Source organism: Pedobacter sp. MC2016-05 (assembly GCF_026239735.1).
In the GTDB taxonomy this organism is placed as follows: Bacteria; Bacteroidota; Bacteroidia; order Sphingobacteriales; family Sphingobacteriaceae; genus Pedobacter.
This window is the reverse complement of sequence record NZ_JAPIVT010000002.1, coordinates 150,817-173,805: the sequence shown is the minus strand read 5'-3', so window position 1 is coordinate 173,805 and position 22,989 is coordinate 150,817. Positions and strand designations below refer to the sequence as shown.

Here is a 22,989-nt window from a genome sequence, read left to right as displayed (position 1 = left end):
CTGGCTAGATTAAGCTTCTGTTAACTGTTCGTTAAAAAAATGTTTAGCATGCTCGTGGATAAATTTCATGCTCTTTGCCAGATGATCCTCTACGGTACGGTGCGAAATCTGCAGGAGTTCTGCAATTTCTGCGTAACTAAAACCCTCTATCCTGTGCATCCGAAAAACCAGTTGACGCTTTTGTGGTAACTGCGAAATGGTTTCTTGTAGAAAGTTCATTTGTGCAGATTCTGAAGGTGGAAATACTGCGGGTTGCGAAAGATCAGAAAGAACCGCTAAATCCTGGCTCTCGAGGTATTGAATTTTTTTTCTTTTATTGCTGGAGATTTGATTGAGTGCGGCGTTTTTTACCGCCTTAAACAGATAGCCCTTTATATTTTCGATATCGTTTTTCTGGCTACTGAGTTGTAAAAACACATCGTTGACAATGCTGCTGGCTTCTTCGGAATCGTTGAGATAGTATTCGGCGTAACCGCGAAGCAAGATCGACCAGCGTTTATAGAGCATTACTAAGTCACCAGAATGATTGTTCTGGTGCTTTATGTGCCAATTTTTTAAAGAATTTTCCACCAGGTGCTTGTCGGTACAAAGATGCCTGCGACGTATTACCAGGATATTAATGCAATGTTATCTGTTTGGCTTTTTTAATTGATTGAAATGTGGAAATTGTTATTTATTTACTTAAAACTCCTATTCAGATATCAAATTTGTTCTTATATCTAGCGATAGGGTTTTTCTTTTAAGTTGTTTAATACGAAGGAGATATTTTATGAATTTAATTTTATTCTATTAATTTTGTAGACTATGCATGTAGTTAAGGCGACGGAGGAAGAATTGTTGATTGCTTTGAAGCAGGGCAATGAGGAAGCCTTTTCAGCAATCTACAAGCTCTATGTGAAAAAAATATACGCTTTCACCTTGAACATTCTCAAATCGCCGGTAGTTGCAGAGGATGTTGTTCAGGAGGTTTTTGTAAAACTCTGGAAGAGCGCTCCCACGCTTGAAGACGATACATCTCTCAATGCCTTCCTTTATACCATTGCCCGTAACCTTGCTCTGAATGTTATACGTAAAGCTGGAAGAGAACAATGGCTTACCGATGAAATTGCCAGTCATGCATACGATACATGTGAAGATGGATTGGCATATACCCAGCGTAAACAGACTAAGGAGTTTCTGGATCATGCCATTTCGGCCTTGCCGCCTCAGCGTAAGCGGATTTATCAGCTCTGTCATATTGAGGGCTTTTCCTATAAACAAGCAGCAGGAAAACTTGGCATTTCGGATAGTACCATTAATAGTCAGATGGTGAAGGCAATTAAATCGATAAAAACCTATCTGCTCCGGAACGGTGCCCTGCTTTTACTGCTGGTATTTAAGTCATAATTTCTTTTCAAATAATTTATTTTCATCAAGAGTAAATGTACCAAGCTTGTTAGGTGTTATACTATTAAACACAAACAAATTGGAACATTCGATCAAGGAGCTTTTTCTAAAGTATTTGCAAAACCGTGCTACATGGCAGGAGATAGATAGGGTACTAGCTTTATCGGCCTCAGATGAATATGAGCAGGAATGGCAGGCAGCATTAAAAGAATTAGAGGCTGGTTTTGAAAATAATGCAACGGGAATTGAGCTTCAAAATGAAGAGGAACTTTATCGGAGAATAAAATCTCGTATTAACCAAAAGAAGCCTTATTTATTCAAATGGATTAGTTATGCTGCGGCAATGCTACTCGTTTCTTTTATCAGTTATCAAACCTTCCAGCGGTTGAATATCGGTAATAAGAAAACTGAACAACAAAGTGCTAAAGTTGCTGAAACAAAACCAAGTGGGCGCAAATGGCTAAAGTTGCCTGATGGTACATCGGTGCATCTAAACACAAACAGCACTCTTGAATACAGTGGCAGCTTTGAAGGAAAAAACAGCAGAGAAGTCACATTGATTGGTGAGGCATTTTTCGATGTAGCTCATGACGAGGCACATCCATTCTTAATTCATACCGGCGCAATTACAACCAAAGTTTTAGGTACAGCATTTAATATATCAGCATATCCAGATGCTAAGGCCATCACTGTAACCGTTGCCCGTGGCAAGGTGATGGTGCGAAATGAGAGCAAAACACTGGCAGTTCTTACGCCTAACCAACAATTGATCTGGAGTACAACTAAACTTACTGCGGCCAAGACTCGTATCGATGCGCAAAAGGTGGTCAGTTGGAAGTTGAAAGATTTGATTATGGACGATATTACACTTGAGCAGGCCGCAGGAATGCTTGCAAGCCGATTTAAAGTTACCGTATTATTTAAAAACGAAAAGGTTAAGAGATGCCAGTTTACAGCGGCTTTCCTTAATCGTAATGATCTTAGCCAAGTTACAGATGTATTATCGAATATAACAGGCGCAACTTTCAGCTTGAAAGGAAACCTGCTTACTATAGACGGCGCTGGCTGCGAGAATTAATTATCAACTATTAAACCAACCAAACAAGTAAATGAAGAAAAATTTAACCCCAACCTAGATTAGTTTATGATAAGCAGTAAACCCCGGCGGCTACCGGGGCTTACAAATGTTCTAAATTATATCAAACCACAACTTAAAACTTTTGCAATGTATTATAAATATACACCTTTTGCAAGTCAACCACTATTGACTTATTACCAACCTATTATTAAAAAACTGAGATTTTTTATGAAAGTAAATGCAGTGTTAATACTGATTTCCATTTTGACTGTTGGGAGCTTATTTGCAACGCCTGTCCTAGCGCAAGATCTCCAGGAAGTTAAAATTTCCTCGGGCTTTCCTTCAGCAAGCATAAAGGACGCATTTTCCACCATTGAGGCACAAACTGATTTTCGTTTCGCCTACCGTAAAGAGGTAATTGCAGGGTTAAATGTGCCGGTTTTGAAAGCAAAAACCAGATCGATCAAACAACTACTTGATGAACTATTTGAATATAATGGCCTGCAATATAAAGTAGTTAACAATAGCATTATTATTTCCAGACCCAATATCGCTCAAAAGGAAGATATCACTTCCAGAATAGAAGTATTGGGCGTTGTTAAAGATGAAAAAGGAGTAGAGATGCCAGGCGTTTCGGTAAAGGTTAAGGGTAAGCCCATACAAACCATTACTGATGGGAATGGAGCCTTTAGGATTCAGGCTTCCAATGATGATGTTTTGGTATTCAGCTATATAGGATATGCAAGTTCGGAGATTCAGGTAATTAGCGGGAAAGCAATTGTTGTTACCTTAAAACCTGATGTTGGAACACTGGATGCAGTTGTAGTTATTGGTTATGGTACCACAACAAAAAGGGCAAACACTGGATCAGTGACCTCTGTAACTGCGGCACAGATTGCCAATCAACCGGTTACTGACCCATTAGCTGCCCTGCAGGGCAGAGTTGCCGGACTTGATATTTCAGCGATAACGGGTTATCCGGGTTCAGGTTATACCGTAAGACTAAGAGGCCAAAATTCTATATCCTCTGGGAATGATCCACTTTACATCGTTGATGGTGTACCGTTTATCTCAGAAACCTTATCGACCCTAAACGCTGCCAATGGCACTCAAAGTCCTTTAAGTAGTATTAACCCGGCCGATATTGAACAGATTGATATCTTAAAGGATGCAGATGCAACTGCTATTTATGGGTCTCGAGGTGCTAACGGCGTGATACTGATTACCACAAAGCGAGGAAGGTCTGGTAAGCCTGAATTTAATGCAAATGTATATACCGGTGTTTCTTCGATTAATAAAAGGGTAAAAATGCTTAATGGCGCTGAGTATCTCAAAATGAGACGTGAAGCTTACGCTAATGACGCGGTTACTCCAACTGAAACCCAGGCGCCGGATTTACTGCTTTGGGATCAGAATTTGGATCAAAACTGGCAAGATCAATTAATCGGAGAATCAGCAAACTTAACCGAATTACAATTAGGTTTTAGAGGGGGCGATCAGCAAACAAATTATTTGATTAGCGGAACTTTCAGAGATGAAAAAACAGTCCTTCCTGGTGATCTTGGTTATAAAAGGGGAGCTTTAAACCTTTCATTGAACCATAGCTCACTGGATAAAAAGTTTCAGTTTACAAGTTCTTTGAAATATACACTGGATGAAAACAATAATTTACCGAGCGATGTGACAAGTTTCTTCAATTTGGCGCCTAATTTTCCTATTTACGATCTACAAGGAAATTATTACTGGGTTGGAAATGAACAAAATCCTATGGCCTATTTCGAGCGGACCAATATTACCAATACCACTAATATTTTTGGGAATACTACATTGAGCTATGAACTTATAAAAGGCCTGAATGCAAAAATTAGTGCAGGTTTTAATAAGATGAACATGGATCAAACACAAACTTTTCCGAAGCTGGGCTTTAATCCGCTAACTTATAGTGGCAGTTCAGCAAATTATGGCGATGGAAAGCTCAATTCCTATATTGTAGAACCGCAATTGAATTATAATTTAAACTTGGGTAAAGGCAAACTCTCTGCCTTAGTTGGAGGAACCTGGCAGCATAGCTTGAGGGAAACACAATCGCTTGTGGGGAGTGGTTACGTAAGTGATCAGCAGCTCGATAATATCAAAGCGGCAACGCTAATAACGCCCCGAACTTACAGCTATACCAAATACCGCTATACATCAATTTTCAGTCGTTTAACTTATAATTGGGACGAGAAATATATTGTTAATGGAACATTTCGTAGAGATGGTTCTTCAAAGTTCGGTCCTAATAACCGATTTGGGAATTTTGGTGCTTTAGGGGCTGCCTGGTTGTTTAGCAATGAATCCTTTATTAAGGATAACGTTTCGTTTTTAAGCTTTGGTAAAATTAGAGGGAGCTTCGGAACCGTAGGGAATGATCAAATCGGAGATTATCAGTTTCTCGACAGCTGGTCGCCTACCAGCTACCCTTATGGTGGAATAGGTGGTATAACGCCAAGCCGTTTTCCAAATCCGGATTACAGTTGGGAAGTAAACAGAAAGCTTGAGGCAGGCCTGGATCTAGGATTTCTTAATGAAAGATTACTTTTAACAACAAACTTTTATAGAAACCGATCTAATAATCAATTGATTGGAAGTACGCTTTCTTCTCAATCTGGGTTTACGCAATACCAGGCGAATCTTCCCGCTTTGGTAGAAAATAAAGGACTTGAGATTGAACTGAGTTCCGTTAATATACGAAAGGAGCATTTTTCATGGAATAGCTCATTTAACATCACTTTCGCCCGTACTAAATTGCTGGAATATCCAAATCTGGTAAACTCGGCAAATGCCAACCGTTTCGTTATCGGGCAACCTATTGCCATTGTAAAGGGGTTTGATTTTCTGGCTGTTAATGCTGCCACAGGAGTCCCCGAATTCCGCGATTTGAATGGAGATAAGGCCATCTCAGATCCTGCAGATTTGGTTGTGATTGGAAACAGTATGCCGAAATTTTATGGTGGTATGCAAAACAGTTTTACTTACAAGCATTTCAGCTTTGAGTTTTTTGTTCAGTTCATAAAACAGGAAGGGCCTGGTTTAAATTATGGTTATCTGAGCTATTCCAATGGTTATCCGCTAAGAAACAAAGATATTAGTGCTTTAGACCGGTGGACGACCCCTGGGAACCAGACTTCGGTGCCGGGAGCAAGTGCAACCGCAGGTAAAGCTATTTACACCGCATACCAGAATAACTATCGCCTTTCGAATGCAAACTGGGTAGATGCTTCGTTTATTAGATTGAAGAATGTTTCGCTCAAATACAATTTCTCAGAGATGCTGAAAAGCTGGAAGTTTAATAACATTAGCCTATATCTTCAGGCTCAGAATTTATTTACGATTACCGGATATGATGGATTTGATCCTGAGACAAAAGGCTACTCGCTTCCACCGTTAAGTATCTATACAGCAGGTTTACAGGTATCATTCTAACCCTTAAATTCAAATCAAATGAAAATTATCTATTATATTTTGTTCATTGCAGTTCTGAGTTCAGCTTCATCCTGCAAAAAATATGTTGACATAGAAGATCCAAAAGATCAGTTGGTCACCGGTAGTGTTTTTACTACCGATGCCACCGCAACATCAGCTATGGTTGGAATCTACAGTGATATGAATGCTTTCAATTATCAGTTTGCCAACGTACTTACCAGTTTCACTAATGCAATGGCTGCCGATGAGTTTATATATTCTTCGGCACTTGCAAATTTTGATGAATTTAAAAATAACGCAGTTACTCCTGGTAATACTTATGTGGGTTTAATGTGGTCGTCGCCATACAATTTTATCTACCGTGCAAATGCCGTTATAGAAGGCGTTAATGCTTCTACTACTTTAAGCCCTGCGGTTAAGACTCAGTTATTAGGGGAGGCCAAGTTTATCAGGGCTTTTTGCCACTTCTATCTGGTTAACTTTTTTGGCGATGTACCGTTAATTTTAAATACTGATGTTTTAAATAATACCAGTAAGGCAAGAACGCTCAAGACAGAAGTTTATGCAGCTATTATTCAGGATCTGAAAGAAGCTAAAGAACTCTTGATACTGGCTTATCCTGGCAACGGTGAACGGATCCGCCCGAACAAAACTGCTGCTACACTTTTACTTTCAAGGGTATACCTCTATGTGGGGAATAATGCATCAGCAGAAACTGAGGCCAGTGAGGTAATTGCAACTACTTCGCAGTATTCTCTTTTAAAAAATGCTGACCCTAATAATGTAGCCCACATGAGTAAATCCTTTTTGAAAAACAGCAACGAGGCCGTTTGGCAGCTCCAGGTGGTGAACACACTTGGAGGAAGAAATACCTGGGAAGGCAATACCTTGATTTCTACAGGTGCACCTTTTTACAGGCTTACAAAAGGGGCTTTAGGGTTAGAAAATGCATTTGAAGCCGGGGATAAACGCTTTACAAACTGGGTTGGAGAATATTCAACCGCTGCCGCACCAACGGTAGTTCATCGTTATCCATTCAAATATAAAGTGAGGGTTGGTGCAGCGGGCGCTGCTGCGACAGAATATTCTATGGTACTCCGTTTTGCCGAGGCTTATTTAATCCGTGCTGAGGCAAGAGTTCAGCTCAACAAATTATCCGAAGGAAAAGATGACCTCAACGTCATCCGCGACCGGGCAGGCTTAGCGCCTTTAACAACTGCCTCATCACAAGGGGCAGCCATGGCACAAGTAGAACAGGAAAGAAGGGTAGAGCTATTTTCTGAATGGGGACACCGCTGGTTAGATTTAAAAAGATGGAAAAGCTTATCAGGCGATGCAAGTAAAACCCGTGCAGATGATGTATTATCGCAAAGCAAAACCACCTGGAAATCAACAGCTATTTTGTTCCCAATTCCAAATGAGCCAATGCGTACCAATCCAAATATGGTTCAAAATCCTGGCTATAATTAAGATCTTATTACTATGAAAAATTCAATTTTTGCCTTTTTGATCCTGTTGGCTGCAACTTTGCAGGCGCAGGGTCAAACCTTGTCGATAAAGCCTGCCAAAATAAAGCGTGGAGATTTAGTTACGATTACCTATGAGCCTGGGCTTCCAGATTCAAAGATTTCAGCTGACGCCCCTTCCTTAACCCTTGTTTTTACTTATTCTACTTTTTACGATCTTCCATGGAAAATGCCAATGAAACGGGAAGGCAATGTGTGGGTCGCCCGCTTTACTGCAGGAAGGTTTGCCACATTTGCTACATTTTATTTGCAGAGTGGAGAACAGGTACAAAAGCCAGCAGCAGATAAACAATATACGCTACCCGTTTACGATGGTAACGATAAGCGGATTAAAAATAGCTTGCTACATGAGTCTTACAGCCTTTCAGCGCAAATGCCCAAGTCTCCAGATCTACAGGCGAACAAATTATCCTTGTTAAAGCAGGAGCTTATCGATAATCCGGATAACTATGAAGCTAAAGTCGCCCAACTTGTCGTAAAAATGGCAATGGCAACGCAATCTGAAGACAAATTAAGATTCAGGCAGCAAGCCCGTGAAATTATCGCTGCTAAATTGGAAGAAAATCCTACTCTTCCAGGAAATGTTAATCTGGTAACGATGGGCTATCTGATGATCGGAGAAAAAACCAGATTGGATTCGGTTCGAAGAGTGATTATGGAACGTTTTCCAGAGGCCGATCTATCAAAAGATCTTCGAGCTAACATCATTGCAAAAGAGAAAGATCCCAAAATCAGAGTGGCCAAATTAGAAGCTTTGTTGAAAAAAAGCGATGAGCTTGGTGAGGAAGGATCAGAAAGTATTCATAAAATGCTTTTTGAATATTATGCCTCAACAAAGAACGTAGCAAAATCGCTCTATCATGCTTCAAAACTATATGCTAAATCCTCTCCTTACACGCCTGAAACTTTTAAGAATATTTCATCAAAACTAACATCCAGTAAAATAGCGTCCGAAGTAGCCATTAGCTACGCAGATAAAGCGCTGTCAAATGCCGGGGAGTGGCCGGTAGGTATTATTAGATACTTTCCCGAATTTGGCTACATTCCTTCCTATGTTCCTGATAGCGTTAGGAAACAAGCTGTAGCGGAAGCGAAATCAGCGCTATATTCGATAAAAGCTTTAAATTATCTTCACCTTAAAAATACCGATTCAGCTAAAATGCTGGCAGATAAAGCAATAAAAACCTCTGATGGAAGAGAAGCATTAATCAACAGCTCAAGTGTATTTGCAGCACTTGGTGAAAATGAGCTGGCCTTCAAAACACTATGGACCTTACTGGTAAAGAACCCTACAGACTCAGTAGTTTTAAAAGATGCGAAGGTATACTTTTTAAAACACAATGGCGCTGAAAATGCATTTAAGGCAAAGGTACAGGAATTGGAACAACTTGAAATCGCTCAGCTTACCGCGAAGACAAAAACGCTGATGATGAATAAACCTGGGCCAGAATTAACCGGATTGGTAACCCTGGAAGGCAAGCCAGTTACCCCAGAAATGATGAGTGGAAAGATTGTTATTCTTGATTTTTGGGCTACTTGGTGTGTTCCCTGCATGCAAGAAATGCCCTACTTCCATAACGTTTATCAAAAGTATAAAAATAACCCCAACGTGATGTTTATGGTGGTAAACAGTGGATCAAATAATTCTATTGAAGATGCCCGAAAATGGGTGAAGCAAAACCCACAGTACCAGTTTCCTGTTTACTTTAATAACGATAAGAATATTGGCGAAAAGGTAGGTTTTACGGTGATACCAACGATTGCGGTAATAGATCAGGCTGGAAAGTTGCAGTTTAGAACCATCGGATTTGAAGGTGAAATATTACAAAAGAAACTTGACGTGGAAATCTCAATTTTGCTTAACGATAAATCCATGGGGAAATAGTTTATCAATCATCCGTGAATGAACATTGGCCCATAAGTTTTGATGGGCCAATGTTTCACCTGAGAGATATCACCGCAGTAATGGAATTGTAAATCTTATTTAGACAAATAACTTTACAATAGATTTTAATAAATATTTAAAAAGACAAAGGATCAAATGATAAATGAATCACAACAGTATATTTTATTTCGGTTCAAATATCGTTTTAACAGTATCTACCTTCAGTCTTTCTTTCAGCCAAGAACGTATGCGAAGCTGGTTTGTAGCTGTAGGCATTTTCGATACTTCGGCGCTAAACAGTGTTAGTGTATCTTTGACTGGCGTATCCAACCGGTTGATTATAACATGAGAAAGCACGTAGCTTTTGATTTCTGGAAAAAGGGGAATCAATTCGGCCCTAATCTCGGGCAACGGCTGAGAAAATTTATCAATTTTGACAGTTTTACCTGGTTGTTGTTCTTTTTTAAAAACATCTTCCATTATACTCGCCTTTATTTGTGAAAAATCAATTTCTTGCCGGGCGTTAAGTCCCTGTCTTATTTTTAAGTTCGTTCCTTCCAGCTTATAGTTTGTAAGATTACCTTTTATTTTATCTACGAGCTCCTGTGGAAGTTCGGCGCCAATTAACAACAAGTCTATCTCTTTTTCGCCCTTTGAGTAACGAAGGTTTCGGTTGATCACTTGTGTTGTTTTGAAATTGAACTGTTCACGGATGAAAGTCTGCGCATTGCTTTCAAAAATACTTTTCTGGACAATGCCATAAGCGAGATAAATGCTTGGAATGATAGTGACAAGAACACTGATAAGGATATATCTCGATACTTTTTTCTCTACCCCGGGGTCTTCAAAATGTTTTTTGTCGAACTTTAAAAACCTTACAATAAGATAAGTAGAGATACAGATAAATATACTATTGATAAAAAACAGATAAAGCGCACCAAAAAAATAAAGCCAATTTCCCATTGCCAGGCCGTAGCCAGCTGTACAAAGTGGCGGCATCAGCGCTGTTGCTATAGCTACGCCCGGTATTACATTACTTTTTTCTCTCCTTGTGGCGGCTATAATTCCTGCAAGACCTCCTGTAAAAGCAATGAATACATCCCAAATAGAAGGAGTGGTTCTGGCTAGCAGTTCGCTCTGCGCCTCGTGTAGCGGGGTAATATAAAAATATATGGTTGAAGTAATAATGCTAATGATAGTGGCAATAAGTAAGTTTCTTCCTCCCTTTTTCACCAGTTCAAAATCGTTAGTTGCAATCCCAAGGCCTATACCCATTATTGGACCCATGAGCGGAGAAATCAACATTGCACCAATAATCACTGCTGTGGAATTCACATTCAGTCCTACGGATGCGATAATGATCGCAAAGATAAGTGTCCAGAGCGGGCCACCTACAAAGATGGAGTTCCTTGAAATCGAATCCACCACTTCACTTTCATTGGCCTTATCAATGTGCAAATTGAAGCGTTTCGCAATGAAAATTTTTATCGCCCCTCGTATATCGTCACTTTTATTTTCCATAGTATCGTAATTGTTTATTGTAAGGGTTTCAATCCTCGCCCGTTTGGGTGATCTCAGGTATGTTATTATTTTGTGTTTGCTATATTCAATTTTCTTGTTTATCATTTAAACTCATTAATATTTTGAACTCTTACCCCGGGCATGCGGCTGAAAATATCCTGCATGTATTTTCTATGGTTTGCACCTGCAAATACTACCACTTTTTTAACACCCAATGCGTTTGAGCGCCTGACGACATTATTGCACATTCCCTGATTTCTCATCAACCACCAATGTATTTTTGAAAGCATTTCTTCTTTCGGAAAACCTTTCATATTGTACATTTCAGAATAATAGAAGTCACCCGATGCAGAAATTTTTGAAGCCTCTTCAGTGTTGAGCCATTCGGTTACCGTTCGGGATGACTTCTCTATCTCATTATAACGTTCAAAGCCTCTGTTAATATCTGCCAGATAAGATTTCAATTCCTGTCGGAACAACTTTGCAGTATCCTTTCTAAATGTACTGAACTTCGCATCAGATGCTGCCCATGAGGCATTCCAATTCAAGTCAAAATCCTGACAATCCATTGCTTTAAGCTCGGTTATCTTCAACTTTAGCATCATTGGAAATGCAATCATTGCATATTCCGAGGTTTTCAAACGCCTCATGCTTCGTCCGGTAGTATCCTGCTCTGGGCTCAATAGCTTATTAACATATTCCTGAAGTGGTGAGTTTTCAGGCTGTTGTAGGCCGTTAAGTACGTTCCAATATTGGTAATGGCCGTTAGCTACATCTTGGTTCAGGTAATATGCATGAGCTAGGTCGGTTCTCGACTTAAAGTCTTCCGGATTGAGTTTGATAATTGCGTTTAAGCTGTCGATATTTTTACGGAGCTCCGCCGTATCTATGCTTCTATTTTGACGAAGTATTTTCAGCCTGTTAAGGTTGTCTTTTTTGCACCAATAATCCATCACATTCTGTTCATCTTCCTTACTGAGGAATTCACCAAAAAATGCTGCCGGTTGAAATTTTTCTATTTTCAGGTAGATATTTGAAAAATCCTGTTTGGGATATTTGCTGTAGTTATGAGATACCCCAATCAACAAAATCTCAAGTTTTTGTGCTTGAGATTTGAACGAAAATGTTAGGATTAAAATTAATACATATTTCATGTTTAAATTTTTGCTGCCCAAAGGTTAAAATGATAAAAAGAAACTTGAATTGATAGCATTGCAGTTGGTCGATGGCATCTTCAAGCGATAAGGCTTTTGAGTGTGCACAACGATAGTTCGGAGCGCTAAGAGCAAATAGAAGAGAAACAGTAAACTTAATTTTTTCATAGTGTGGAGTTAAAGATAAGAAATTTCGAAGCAAAGAGATTTATTGTGAACCAACTTTCTAACCCCTATAGGTTTATTATTTTCTAAACTATGTTGATAAACACTTTTCTTTATGCTAAATAATTTAGTAATTTTTGCCTTATGAATTTCAAGGCAGCAACAACGTTAAAAGAATTAAAAATCGGGAGTGAAGTGGTCGTGATTAGTGGTGTTAAAGGTGAAGAAGGATTATATCGAATTATGATTAATCAATCTTTTAAAGGTTACATACAAAAAAGAATGGGTGAATTTTACCGCGTCGACGGTTCTAGCATCCACGATCTTATCTTCGCAAGGATTGCGAATTTTATGATGAGTGAGTAATGTGTCTTAGCCAGCGTTTTCATCGGCTGATGAAGGGATAGCTTCAACTATTTATTCCTTAAGGTAAATATTAATCATTTTATACAAATAGTGATGGATGATCAGGCAAGTATTTATTAATCACTATTCAGGCTTCACAGTGAAAGAGGCTGTATCATAAATAAAAAATGTCATCCTGAGCCTGTCGAAGGGCTTGCGAAATGTGCTTTTTGAGGCGTTTCGACATGCTCAACGTGACAAGATTAAAAGATAAACTGATTTATGAGACAGCCTCTTCAGTTAGAAAAAAAATTTTATGTACTAGTTACCCGGATCTTTCACCTTTTCCACTACATCCTGGATGTTTTGCGGTAAGTTGGAAAGCAAATTGTAGCCTGTAGCAGCTTCGATGTCTCTTACGGATACAATGTAATCTTTCCAGCTTGCATTGGTGCTGTTAATGTTGGGTGTATTGATGGCAATTACCCTGGTTGAAGGAGTTACACGACTTAAATCGTTATTACCTGTTTTCAAAAGTACAGCCACTTTCCACACGTTAGCCGGAACAGTTACTTTTCCGTTGTTGATGGTATTGACTACCGATGCGCTTGCCGAACCAATGCCACCGGTGCCATAGCTTCCCATAATCACATAAACTTCATAACCATTTAGTGCCTGGCCACGAAGGTAACTTTCAAAAGATTCCCAGGTTTTCTGGTTGTTATTTGGTGCTTGCGGGATCATGTTGGTCATTAAAAAAGTTGCGGAGTTGGCAGTGCTGGAACTGGTGCGGTCACCGCTCGGGCAATTGTGCCCTCTATCGAAACCAGAGCCAGAATAGCTATTGCTTTGCACTTGGTACCAATTTGTTGGGAGTCCGGTGTATGAAGCGAAATCATCTTTTCTGCTTGCCGTTCCATTGAAGTTATTTGGATCTAAATGCCAGCTTACCCAGTTCGGAATACCGCGGTTCATGCTATAACTTTCTACATAATATTTTTGATCAATCAGATAATTCTCTGCGGAGACAACTGAAGCGAGGGCGCCGGAAGGATTACCAAACAATAAGTTGGAATTATCGCCTCCTTCAGGTGGGGCATCGGCACCAGCCTCTGGTGTTCCTCTTCCAGGGGTTGGGGTAGTGGAGTTTCCGTTATCCGCAGGATCAGTATCAGGCGCACCTACCGTAATGCCTGGATCGCCAGTGCCTTTAAAAATAATGTCATCAATATTGATCCTGGTGGTACCGGCTTTTTTAATCTGAAAACGAATTTTACCGGTGGTGCTCACTTTGAACGAATCGGTTACCAGTGTAGTGCTGGTTTCGGCAATATCTGCACCCAGCTGGGCGTAGGTTTTGCCACCGTCTGTTGAAGCCAAAAGTTGCCAGATGGAGTTGGCATCTGTACCGTATTTGGCATGAGAAACATAAATCATTTTAGCGCCTGCGATGTCAAAGTTCATGGAGAGGTAACCCGTTCTCAACCTCACCGATTTTGCACCGTTTTTGGCGTCGGCGGCAAGGTTGCCGATCAGGGCATCACTCATAGTCCATTTCCCTGTTAAGAGCTGTACACTGTCTAATGCGTAGGCACCTTTAGTGCCAGATTCGAAAGTTTCGGTAATGGCATAGGTTGTCGGTGGTTTGGACGGGAGGGTGGGTTCGTCTGTAATGTTGGTTTTTTTCGAACACGTAGATAGCAGCAGGATTGCGACAAATCCGGAATAGATTGGGATGTTTTTAAATTTCATTGTTTTTTAAATGTCTATTGGGATGCGTTAATAAGATCATTTAAAATAAAAGGCGAAGGTATAAACAAAATGGATTCATAGATCAGTTAGTTCTCAACAGCCGAAAGCCTGGTAAGTAGCGTCAAGACATTGGGTGGTCATCCGTTTAAAAGTTTTGATAACTGTTAATTTGAGACTATAAATCCATCCGCTTTATTAAGGAGTTTCGATTGATGATGTATCATAAATACATTTTATCTTTACGCAAAACTTAGCTGCGGTTTATGGACGAAAATGTCATCAGTGCTTTAACTGAACTGGTTGATTTTGATCAGGAGGAACTCCTTCTGTTTATGAAACGCCTCAAACGGCGAAATGTAAAAAAGAATGAATTTATCCTAAGTACCGGGGACATTTGCAAGTCTATGGTTATTATCAATCATGGGGGATTGCGATATTTCACCGTCACCGAAAAAGGCGAAAAAAGCCATTGGTTTGCTTTTGAAGGCGAGTGGCTTGGTGACTATGAAAGCTTTTTGACACTGCAACCTTCGGCCAGTTTTATCCAGGCCCTAGAAGATACTGAAATTTTTTGCCTCAGCTATGACGATATGAAGGAGCTTTATTCACTGGGTGCCAGGTTCGAGCGCTTTGGAAGATTGATTGCTGAAAACCTTTTTATCAGTATTGGGCGCTCCCGGTATGACCTTTCCAATTTGTCTGCAGAACAGCGATATCTTAATCTTATTAAAGCCTACCCAAAAATATTGAAAAGAATACAGATCCAACATGTCGCCACCTACCTGGGCATACACCCTCAAAGTTTAAGTCGAATCAGGAGAAATATCGCGGGCAGGAAAATTTAAAAGGTTGAACGGAAATAAGTAACCTAGGTTATTTTTGCATGCTTTTCTTTTAAGCAATTTTGCCCCAATGAAAACATTATTGAATTTAATCACGTATCGCCAAAGTGCTACTAAGTTATTGTTTTATTGTGGTGTTATTCACCTGTTGTTGGCCCTGTTTTTCCTGATACTGTTGCCCTTTGAAAACCGGGTATTACTGGGCATCAATTTATGGATCAAGCCACTTAAGTTTGCGCTTTCCATAGCCATTTATTCGCTTACCTGGCTGGTATTGCTGGGTTACATCGAGGGAGAGAAGATTAAAAAATATTTTGTCAGGTTTACTGTTTTCGCAATGAGCTTCGAGATGCTGTGCGTTGCCACTCAGGCGGCGAGGGGCGAGCTTTCTCACTTCAATCAGGCAGGCACCTATAATATCATATTATATGCGTTGATGGGGATTGTCATCGTTTTACAAACAATATTTTCGCTCATTTTATCGATCCGGTTTTTTAAACCGTTATCATCAGCATTACCTGAGACCATGGTTTGGGCCATTAGATTAGGGTTACTTATCTCTATTTTTTTTGCTTTTCAGGGTGGCTTTATCGGTCAACGGATGGCGCATACCGTTGGGGCTCCTGATGGTGGGCAAGGAGTTTGGTTTTTTAACTGGAGCATAAAGCATGGAGATTTAAGAATAGCACATTTTTTTGGCTTACATGCTTTACAACTTTTGCCTGCCTTCGTCTGGATTTTCAGGATCAAAAACAAAGTTCCAGTCATCGTTTTTGGGTTGTTTTATTTTGTTTTTGTAAGCTTGCTTTTTTATTACGCCTTGCTCGGTAATGGATTCGCATAAAGCCTTGATGCAGGCGCATAATGCTTAGCATATTTATGGAATAAGTTTCAGTGCGATATCATAACGGTCTAGTTATCTTCGGTTTTGTCTCTAGGGTATTTTCAGTTTCTAATAAATAAAAAATTTAAACGACATCATTTAGTGGCTATATGGCGGCACTTCCACCGATACTCAATATGACTGTATGAGAATCAGTAGGGTAATGCGTTGTTGCTTTTAAATTAAAATATCATTAAATTGGTTGCATCTCTAAATTCAATCTTTATGTTAAAAATATCCTCAACTACAAATAGGGTTGCAGCGCTCCTTGTTATTCTAATTTCGGCGGCTACCAGTTGTGGAGCGAGAGCGATTAGCAAATATAATATCGATGACAACAGTTATGTAAATCATTCTTAATAAATTACTACAGAAAAGCAGTGATACGCTTAAAGTGGGCGTGGCGATTGAGGGGGTTAATACTGCCATACCAGGTAGGATTAGTTTAACCTATAAATATGATGCCTCGCTAAAAAAGGCGATGCCGGTGTCTAAAAAATTAATCGTAGTGAATGGGAAAGCTATTGAACGCGGAACCATTGGCGGAATGGAGGGATCCGATTACATCATTATTTTAACCCCGGATGAAGGTGTTCAGAAATATGGAAAAATTGGAGCGTTAGGATTAATTGAGGCGAAGGGGCCAAAAATAACTTTAATAGGTATACCATCACCCCACCTACCGGCCCGCCACCATCATATAAATAGAATGATGCTGTTCAATATCAATCATAAGTATTTCTTCAAGTATTATTGTTGTGAGGTTTGCCTCGCTATAAATTTCAAACTTGCAATAGCCTCTTAACCCATCTTTTTCCTTAACCATCTTCTCACAGGCTCATCATACCATTTCAGTGCCACGTAAGCCAAAATAATACTGGAAAATAAAATTAATAGGGCATAAGGCCAGGCTTGCATAAGGGTAATGCCTTTATTGTTACTGATCCAGGCGACATAAAAATAAACGAATGGGTAATGGACCAGGTAAAGTGGGTAGGAAATCTCTCCTAAAAATTTGCAGATTTTATATTCTCGATTGGTACGCATCGTACCAGTTGCACCCAGGTAAACGATAGCCGGAAATACAACGATAACGCACACAGATTCGTAAAAGCCGTTCATCCAAAAATGATTGGCGCCACCAATGCGTGGCATATAGAGAACCAGGGCAACCAATAGACTACACCATAAAAAGGAATTTTTAATCTTTATAGGCTTTGCTATTCTTGATAATAGCAAGCCTGCAAAGAAAGGGTACATGGTGCGGGTAAATCCAACCCTCACCTGTTCGAGGTTAAGTGTCCATCCGCCGCTAACATCACCATTTGTTAGGGCTAAATGAGCAAGGGCAATGGCAGAAAGTATAACTAAAATCGTTAACGCTGTGGTAGAAAACTTTCTTATCCATACCGCGTAAAGGATATTCGCTATGTATTCGAAAAATAGCGACCAGCCTACACTATTTAAAGGGTGCATTTCTTGCCAGCCGCGAATATCGAGTGAAAGTGGTACTGGCAATATGGTATAACCAATAAGCATCACCAGCAACATTTTCCATAGCGGGATGGTATGAATGAGCGGCCAGATTGTAGAGTCGGTAAAGTAAAATCCAATAGCACCGAGGGTCATTCCTAAAATTACCATGGGTTGAAGGCGCTCAATACGGCGTTTGAAAAAATTTCCGACCGTTATATTTTTCCACCTGTCGTGATAAGCATAACCAATGACAAAGCCAGATAATAAAAAGAAAAAGTCTACAGCTAAATAGCCATGGTTGACCAAAATATCTAAATGACCAGTCCCCAAAGGCTCAGTGAGGTGAAACGTGACGACGATTATTGCTGCAACACCGCGTAACCCATCTAAAATACGGTAGTGTGGTTTGCTAGCAAGCTCGTTTTTTAAATCAGTTGTCATGATAGGAAGTCAGGAACATGCAAATTGCTTAAAAACTAGAAATATTATTTAATCCGACAGATATTTTACAAATGAACCTGGTTTTTGAATTATTAAATCTTGTTTTGATATTGAAACAAAAAAGAGACAATCGTTATTATCGATACATGGAAGATAATTGAGTTTAATATTTTTATATTCGAACCATTGCTAAAACGATTGATGTGATTTTATTTGCTCTTGAGCCTATATTTTCCACCAAGCTTTTATTAACCAAATCAAACTAACCAGGCATCAAATAGCAGGATCAACGCGATGAATAAATCCATAATCAAACTAATTCTTCTTTCTTTTATACTCATGCTGACAATAAAAGTTGTTACTGCGGCAGAAATAATTGGTCTTCAATGTGATCATTTGGTGCGGCCCATTGGCATTGATAGCCCAGAGCCAAGGCTATCGTGGAAGATGAATGATGATAGAAGAGGCGCTTTGCAATTAAGCTACCGAGTTATAGTAGGCACCGATTCGCTTAACCTAACGGGGAAGCTTAATGTTAACTGGGATTCGGGTAAAATAACGTCAGGCAGCAGCTTAGTGGTTTACAAGGGGAGGGCGTTGCGGCCATTTACCAGGTATTATTGGAAGGTTTTAGTAGCTGACAAAGATAATAAATTGGTTTCGTCAACGATCTCGAGTTTTGAAACAGGTATGATGGGGATGGAAAACTGGCGGGGCACCTGGATTAGCGACAGAAATGACATTGATACCAGACCGGCACCATATTTCAGAAAAGTTTTTAATTCCGCTAAACAAATCAAGTCGGCAAGGGCGTATATCGTTGCATCGGGTTTGTACGAACTTTATTTAAATGGGGGAAAAGTAGGTAATCATCGGTTAGATCCCATGTATACCCGTTTCGATAGAAGAAATTTATATGTGACTTATGATGTCACTTCGCAGCTTAAACAGGGGAAAAATGCGGTTGGTGTATTGCTGGGGAATGGCTGGTACAATCATCAGGCATTAGCGGTGTGGAATTTTGATAAAGCACCGTGGAGGGCACGGCCGACTTTTTGCCTCGATCTTCGGATTACTTACACCGATGGTTCGACTGATATCGTAACCTCGGGTAATGATTGGAAAACGAGTTTGAGCCCCATTATATCGAACAATATTTATACCGGCGAACATTATGATGCCCGCGTGGAACAAAAAGGTTGGCACACGATAGATTTTGATGATTCGAAATGGAAAGGTATCACTTTAAGGGCTTCCCCTTCCCGAAACATTGTTGCCCAAAGCATGCATCCCATTCGGAACGTAGAGGAAATAAAGACAAAAAAACTACGCAAATTTAACGACACCACTTATCTCTTTGATTTGGGAAGAAACATCGCCGGCGTATCAAAACTAAAAGTGTCAGGGCCAGAAGGAACAGTAATTCGGTTGAAACATGCAGAAAGGTTGGATTCGAATGGTCGTGCAGACTTATCTAACATCGATGTTTATTATCGCCCTAAAGATGATGAAGACCCCTTCCAGACTGATATTTTTATTTTAAAAGGCAGTGCCGAAGAAGAGTTTATTCCCTTGTTTAATTACAAAGGTTTCCGGTATGTTGAGGTTACCTCAAGCAAGGTTATTAAGTTGGAAGAAAAAAGTTTGGTTGGTTATTTTATGCACAGCGATGTACCTGCGATAGGCAAAATTTCATCATCAAATCCGTTAATTGATAAAATTTGGTGGGCAACGAACAACTCTTATTTATCAAATTTATTTGGCTTTCCAACGGATTGTCCTCAACGGGAAAAGAACGGATGGACGGGCGACGGGCACTTTGCTGTAGAAACCGGCCTGTACAACTTCGATGCTGTTACGGTCTATGAGAAATGGATGGGTGACCACCGCGATGAGCAACAGCCAAACGGCGTTCTGCCAGATATTATTCCAACAGGTGGATGGGGTTACGGCACTGCAAATGGGACGGATTGGACCAGCACTATTGCCATCATTCCTTGGAATATTTACCAATTTTATGGCGATACTAAAGCGCTTGCAGATAATTATAAAAACATTAAACAGTATGTAAATTACATCAACAGCAGGAGTAAGGATGGTTTAACAAGTTTCGGCAGGGGAGATTGGGTACCTGTAAATTCCACATCGAACCTGGAGTACACCTCATCGATTTATTTTTATGTTGATGCTGATATTTTGGCGAAAACGGCAAAATTGTTTCATCACCAGAACGATTATTTAACCTATAGCGCTTTGGCGGCGAAAATAAAAAAAGCCATCAATGATAAGTACTTCAATTCGGAAACTGGAATTTACGGTTCGGGTGTTCAAACAGAATTGAGCATGGCTTTGCAGTGGAATATAGTAGCTTATACCGATCGGCAGCGGGTTGCGGAAAATTTGGCAAAAAGAGTAGTAGCAGATGGTATGCACATAGATGTTGGCGTTTTAGGGGCCAAAGCGGTTTTAAATGCGCTAAGCGATAATGGACAAGCCGAAACGGCTTACAAGCTGGCCTCGCAGGATACATACCCGGGCTGGGGTTGGTGGATTGTAAACGGTGCGACTACCTTGCTCGAAAACTGGGATATGAAAGCCACAAGAGATATTTCTGATAACCATATGATGTTTGGTGAAATAGGCGCCTGGTTTTTTAAAGGGATTGGCGGAATCAAAATTGATGAACAAAATCCTGGGTTTAAAAACATTCTTTTACGACCACATTTTGTTTCGGGTTTAGATCATTTTACGGCAAGTCACGAGAGCCCTTACGGCACCATTTTATCTTCATGGAAGCGGAATGCCAAGGGTGTTAAGTACGACGTTAAGGTTCCGGCGAATGCTACAGCTAATGTTGAAGTTCCTGTTGCCAATGGGGAAAAAGTATACTTAAATGGAAAGCTGATCGCTAATAACATTAATATTTCAGCTGGTAGCTATTCTTTCGAAGTGAGGTAGCTTGTTGTTGCTCATTGTGTTATATGATTTGAAAAGCTTTCAGAAGACAATTTGCAACCATTCTTTCAAAATGATCGTCTGATCCATAAAGTTTAGCGGTTTTGCTTTGATCGTTTAAAATCGCTGAACACTGATTAATCTTTTGAATAAGAATTGATGAAAAAAAATTTGTTGCTCGTATTTGTTTTAAGCGCTTCTCTTAATTTAAAGGCTCAGAAAAAGACAAGCCAGGATAGTATTGCGATATTATATAAGGAGATTTTTTCTGCCTTAAAAAAGAAATACTTACATAAAGGAACGGTAAATTGGTCAGCAGTTGAAGCTGAAACAAATAAAAAATTAACTTCTTACAGCGACTTTAATCAATCATTGAATGAACTACCGCTTCTATTTAAGCAGATTGGAGCAACTCATTGTAATGTTTATTATCAAAAACAAAAGTATGCCGCAAAAGGTAAAATAGTTTCGAAAGACGCTTACAGCGAGCAATGGAAGAAAAAGTATGATAGTAAGCCTGCCTTTGAGGTAAAAGTGATCGGAGAAAAATATGGTTACATTCTAATGCCTGCAATGGTCTTTTTCGATTTGAGCGCCGAAAACATTCACAAAATTGCTCAACCGATGTATGACCAGATAGCCGCTATTAAAAACAATAATAAAATTGAAGGTTGGATAGTTGATTTACGTTTCAATACCGGCGGAAATTCTATGCCAATGCTTTTAGCTTTGTATGATTTTCTGGGAGATAATAAAATTTGGGGCGTAATGGATGTGAACAAGAAACCCCAAAGTGTAGATGAATTAAGATCGGGCAATTATCTATTTGAAAATAAGAAGATGTCATACATTAAACCAAGCGGAGCATTGTTAGATCAATCAAAAGTAGCTGTGTTGACAGGCGTCTTTACAGCCAGCTCTGGGGAGGTAACGGCAATTGCATTTAAAGGGAGGCCCAATACAAAATTTATAGGAGAAGCTACCTACGGTGCCACAACCGCTAATATTTACTGGCCGCTTCCATTTGATGCGACAATGGCCTTAACGACTTCTTACTACAGTGATAGAAATGGCGTTTATCATGAAAATATTGTTCCCGATGTTCTGATTTCAAAACAAGACCATTTCGATGATTTGCTAACCGATGGAAACATTAAAGAAGCAATAAAATTTTTTGAAAACGAGGGATAAAACTTGTCGTTCATTAATGTTTTTGCCCCTTATTAACTTTAAATAAGTGTAGTATTTGTGGGAAAAGTGCATCTATTGTTTCTTCAACTCCGTTTTTCGATCCTGGTAAAGTCAGTACCAGCGTATCTCCAATAAAACCAGCAACACCGCGTGAAAGCATGGCATAAGGCATTCGCTCTTGTCCGTAGCGCCTGGCGGTTTCCATAACGCCCTCAATTTCGCGATCTAAAAGTGGTATAATTGCCTCGGGTGTAACATCACGTGGCGACAAACCCGTGCCGCCGGTAAAAATCAATAGCTGATGCTGTTCATTAGAAAGTTCAGTAGCCACCTTTCTAATCACCTCCACATCATCGGGCACAACATCGTACTTTAAGGTTGCTATTCCAAATTGTTCCAACCTGGCAATTACCGCTTTGCCCGATAAATCTTCATTTTGCTTTTGAAAAATCGAATCAGAACAAACGACCACAGCAGCTTTAAGCTCAGTGAATTGTTTGTTTTTCAAATCTGATTTTCCGCCAGATTTCTCAAGTAACCTGATGTTTCTAATTTCGATACCCTTATCAATGGGCTTCAGCATATCATACATCGTTAACGCCGTAACCGAAGCACCATGCATGGCTTCGACTTCAACACCTGTTTTGTAAATGGTATGCACCTCAACCAAAATTTCAATTTCCATTTCTTTAATCTGGAAGGTAATGGAAGTATATTCTACAGGAAGTGGATGGCAATCTGGAATGACATCGCTAGTGCGTTTTACTCCAAATAAACCAGCTGCTCTGGCGAATTCGAACACATCACCTTTAGGTACTTTTCTTTGCACCACAGCATCGATGGTTTCTTGTTTAGAAACACGCACCGTTGCACTTGCAATCGCTTTTCTTAAGGTATTTGATTTCTTTGTGATGTTGACCATTT

At 39.8% G+C, this 22,989-nt stretch carries 17 protein-coding genes; 11 read left to right on the top strand and 6 right to left on the bottom strand.

The window, feature by feature from the left end:
* Window positions 1–9: 9 nt before the first annotated feature.
* Window positions 10–570, bottom strand: a complete 561-nt coding sequence (locus OQZ33_RS03785; RefSeq protein ID WP_265797727.1) for a sigma-70 family RNA polymerase sigma factor — start codon at window positions 568–570, stop codon at window positions 10–12.
* Window positions 571–804: 234 nt separating this feature from the next.
* Here OQZ33_RS03785 and OQZ33_RS03780 point away from each other — a divergent pair, with 234 nt between their 5' ends.
* From OQZ33_RS03780 to OQZ33_RS03760, 5 genes are all read left to right on the top strand, one after another.
* Complete coding sequence (locus OQZ33_RS03780) at window positions 805–1,386, top strand: RNA polymerase sigma factor (protein WP_265797726.1); 582 nt, start codon at window positions 805–807, stop codon at window positions 1,384–1,386.
* A 79-nt stretch (window positions 1,387–1,465) separates the two neighbouring features.
* Window positions 1,466–2,464, top strand: a complete 999-nt coding sequence (locus tag OQZ33_RS03775; protein ID WP_265797725.1) for a FecR family protein — start codon at window positions 1,466–1,468, stop codon at window positions 2,462–2,464.
* Window positions 2,465–2,692: 228 nt separating this feature from the next.
* The gene (locus OQZ33_RS03770) at window positions 2,693–5,929 is read left to right on the top strand and encodes a TonB-dependent receptor (RefSeq protein WP_265797724.1); all 3,237 of its coding nucleotides are present in this window, start codon (window positions 2,693–2,695) and stop codon (window positions 5,927–5,929) included.
* An 18-nt stretch (window positions 5,930–5,947) separates the two neighbouring features.
* On the top strand, window positions 5,948–7,399 hold the full coding sequence (locus OQZ33_RS03765) for a RagB/SusD family nutrient uptake outer membrane protein (protein ID WP_265797723.1): 1,452 nt from the start codon (window positions 5,948–5,950) through the stop codon (window positions 7,397–7,399).
* 12 nt (window positions 7,400–7,411) lie between these two features.
* Window positions 7,412–9,340, top strand: coding sequence for a TlpA family protein disulfide reductase (locus tag OQZ33_RS03760; protein WP_265797722.1), 1,929 nt, complete (start codon window positions 7,412–7,414; stop codon window positions 9,338–9,340).
* Window positions 9,341–9,523: 183 nt separating this feature from the next.
* On the opposite strand, the gene OQZ33_RS03755 is transcribed toward OQZ33_RS03760, so the two are convergent.
* Window positions 9,524–10,861 carry a TIGR00341 family protein gene (locus tag OQZ33_RS03755; RefSeq protein WP_265797721.1) on the bottom strand — a complete coding sequence of 446 codons (1,338 nt, stop codon included), beginning with the start codon at window positions 10,859–10,861 and terminating at the stop codon, window positions 9,524–9,526.
* A 101-nt stretch (window positions 10,862–10,962) separates the two neighbouring features.
* On the bottom strand, window positions 10,963–12,015 hold the full coding sequence (locus OQZ33_RS03750; protein ID WP_265797720.1) for a DUF5694 domain-containing protein: 1,053 nt from the start codon (window positions 12,013–12,015) through the stop codon (window positions 10,963–10,965).
* A 309-nt stretch (window positions 12,016–12,324) separates the two neighbouring features.
* Here OQZ33_RS03750 and OQZ33_RS03745 point away from each other — a divergent pair, with 309 nt between their 5' ends.
* Entirely contained in the window at window positions 12,325–12,546 is a 222-nt protein-coding gene (locus OQZ33_RS03745; RefSeq protein WP_056849651.1) for a hypothetical protein, read from the top strand.
* A 300-nt stretch (window positions 12,547–12,846) separates the two neighbouring features.
* Here OQZ33_RS03745 and OQZ33_RS03740 read toward each other — a convergent pair whose 3' ends face one another.
* Entirely contained in the window at window positions 12,847–14,277 is a 1,431-nt protein-coding gene (locus OQZ33_RS03740; RefSeq protein WP_265797719.1) for a DNA/RNA non-specific endonuclease, read from the bottom strand.
* A gap of 263 nt (window positions 14,278–14,540) precedes the next feature.
* On the opposite strand from OQZ33_RS03740, the gene OQZ33_RS03735 reads away from it, so the two are divergent.
* From OQZ33_RS03735 to OQZ33_RS03725, 3 genes are all read left to right on the top strand, one after another.
* Entirely contained in the window at window positions 14,541–15,122 is a 582-nt protein-coding gene (locus OQZ33_RS03735) for a Crp/Fnr family transcriptional regulator (protein ID WP_265797717.1), read from the top strand.
* 67 nt (window positions 15,123–15,189) lie between these two features.
* A complete protein-coding gene (locus OQZ33_RS03730; protein ID WP_265797716.1) occupies window positions 15,190–15,963 on the top strand; it encodes a hypothetical protein in 774 nt (257 codons plus the stop codon).
* Between the two features lie 439 nt (window positions 15,964–16,402).
* A complete protein-coding gene (locus OQZ33_RS03725; RefSeq protein WP_265797715.1) occupies window positions 16,403–16,807 on the top strand; it encodes a hypothetical protein in 405 nt (134 codons plus the stop codon).
* Here the strand turns inward: OQZ33_RS03725 and OQZ33_RS03720 are convergent.
* Window positions 16,804–17,919 (bottom strand): acyltransferase family protein, encoded by a 1,116-nt coding sequence (locus tag OQZ33_RS03720; protein WP_265797714.1) that lies wholly within the window; start codon window positions 17,917–17,919, stop codon window positions 16,804–16,806. The genes OQZ33_RS03725 and OQZ33_RS03720 overlap by 4 nt on opposite strands.
* Before the next feature lie 339 nt (window positions 17,920–18,258).
* On the opposite strand from OQZ33_RS03720, the gene OQZ33_RS03715 reads away from it, so the two are divergent.
* Together OQZ33_RS03715 and OQZ33_RS03710 are read left to right on the top strand one after the other, a co-directional pair.
* Window positions 18,259–20,877 carry a glycoside hydrolase family 78 protein gene (locus OQZ33_RS03715; protein WP_265797713.1) on the top strand — a complete coding sequence of 873 codons (2,619 nt, stop codon included), beginning with the start codon at window positions 18,259–18,261 and terminating at the stop codon, window positions 20,875–20,877.
* Window positions 20,878–21,033: 156 nt separating this feature from the next.
* Entirely contained in the window at window positions 21,034–22,065 is a 1,032-nt protein-coding gene (locus tag OQZ33_RS03710; protein WP_265797712.1) for a S41 family peptidase, read from the top strand.
* Window positions 22,066–22,078: 13 nt separating this feature from the next.
* Here OQZ33_RS03710 and moaCB read toward each other — a convergent pair whose 3' ends face one another.
* Window positions 22,079–22,987 (bottom strand): bifunctional molybdenum cofactor biosynthesis protein MoaC/MoaB, encoded by a 909-nt coding sequence (moaCB, locus tag OQZ33_RS03705; RefSeq protein ID WP_265797710.1) that lies wholly within the window; start codon window positions 22,985–22,987, stop codon window positions 22,079–22,081.
* Window positions 22,988–22,989: the final 2 nt, after the last annotated feature.

Coding starts and splice junctions, on each gene's coding strand:
- OQZ33_RS03730 (WP_265797716.1), top strand. CDS start 15,190: ATGAAAACATTATTGAATTTAATCACGTATCGCCAAAGTGCTACTAAG.
- OQZ33_RS03765 (WP_265797723.1), top strand. CDS start 5,948: ATGAAAATTATCTATTATATTTTGTTCATTGCAGTTCTGAGTTCAGCT.
- OQZ33_RS03755 (WP_265797721.1), bottom strand. CDS start 10,861: ATGGAAAATAAAAGTGACGATATACGAGGGGCGATAAAAATTTTCATT.
- OQZ33_RS03770 (WP_265797724.1), top strand. CDS start 2,693: ATGAAAGTAAATGCAGTGTTAATACTGATTTCCATTTTGACTGTTGGG.
- OQZ33_RS03720 (WP_265797714.1), bottom strand. CDS start 17,919: ATGACAACTGATTTAAAAAACGAGCTTGCTAGCAAACCACACTACCGT.
- OQZ33_RS03740 (WP_265797719.1), bottom strand. CDS start 14,277: ATGAAATTTAAAAACATCCCAATCTATTCCGGATTTGTCGCAATCCTG.
- moaCB (WP_265797710.1), bottom strand. CDS start 22,987: ATGGTCAACATCACAAAGAAATCAAATACCTTAAGAAAAGCGATTGCA.
- OQZ33_RS03745 (WP_056849651.1), top strand. CDS start 12,325: ATGAATTTCAAGGCAGCAACAACGTTAAAAGAATTAAAAATCGGGAGT.
- OQZ33_RS03735 (WP_265797717.1), top strand. CDS start 14,541: ATGGACGAAAATGTCATCAGTGCTTTAACTGAACTGGTTGATTTTGAT.
- OQZ33_RS03750 (WP_265797720.1), bottom strand. CDS start 12,015: ATGAAATATGTATTAATTTTAATCCTAACATTTTCGTTCAAATCTCAA.
- OQZ33_RS03715 (WP_265797713.1), top strand. CDS start 18,259: ATGCTGACAATAAAAGTTGTTACTGCGGCAGAAATAATTGGTCTTCAA.
- OQZ33_RS03780 (WP_265797726.1), top strand. CDS start 805: ATGCATGTAGTTAAGGCGACGGAGGAAGAATTGTTGATTGCTTTGAAG.
- OQZ33_RS03760 (WP_265797722.1), top strand. CDS start 7,412: ATGAAAAATTCAATTTTTGCCTTTTTGATCCTGTTGGCTGCAACTTTG.
- OQZ33_RS03710 (WP_265797712.1), top strand. CDS start 21,034: ATGAAAAAAAATTTGTTGCTCGTATTTGTTTTAAGCGCTTCTCTTAAT.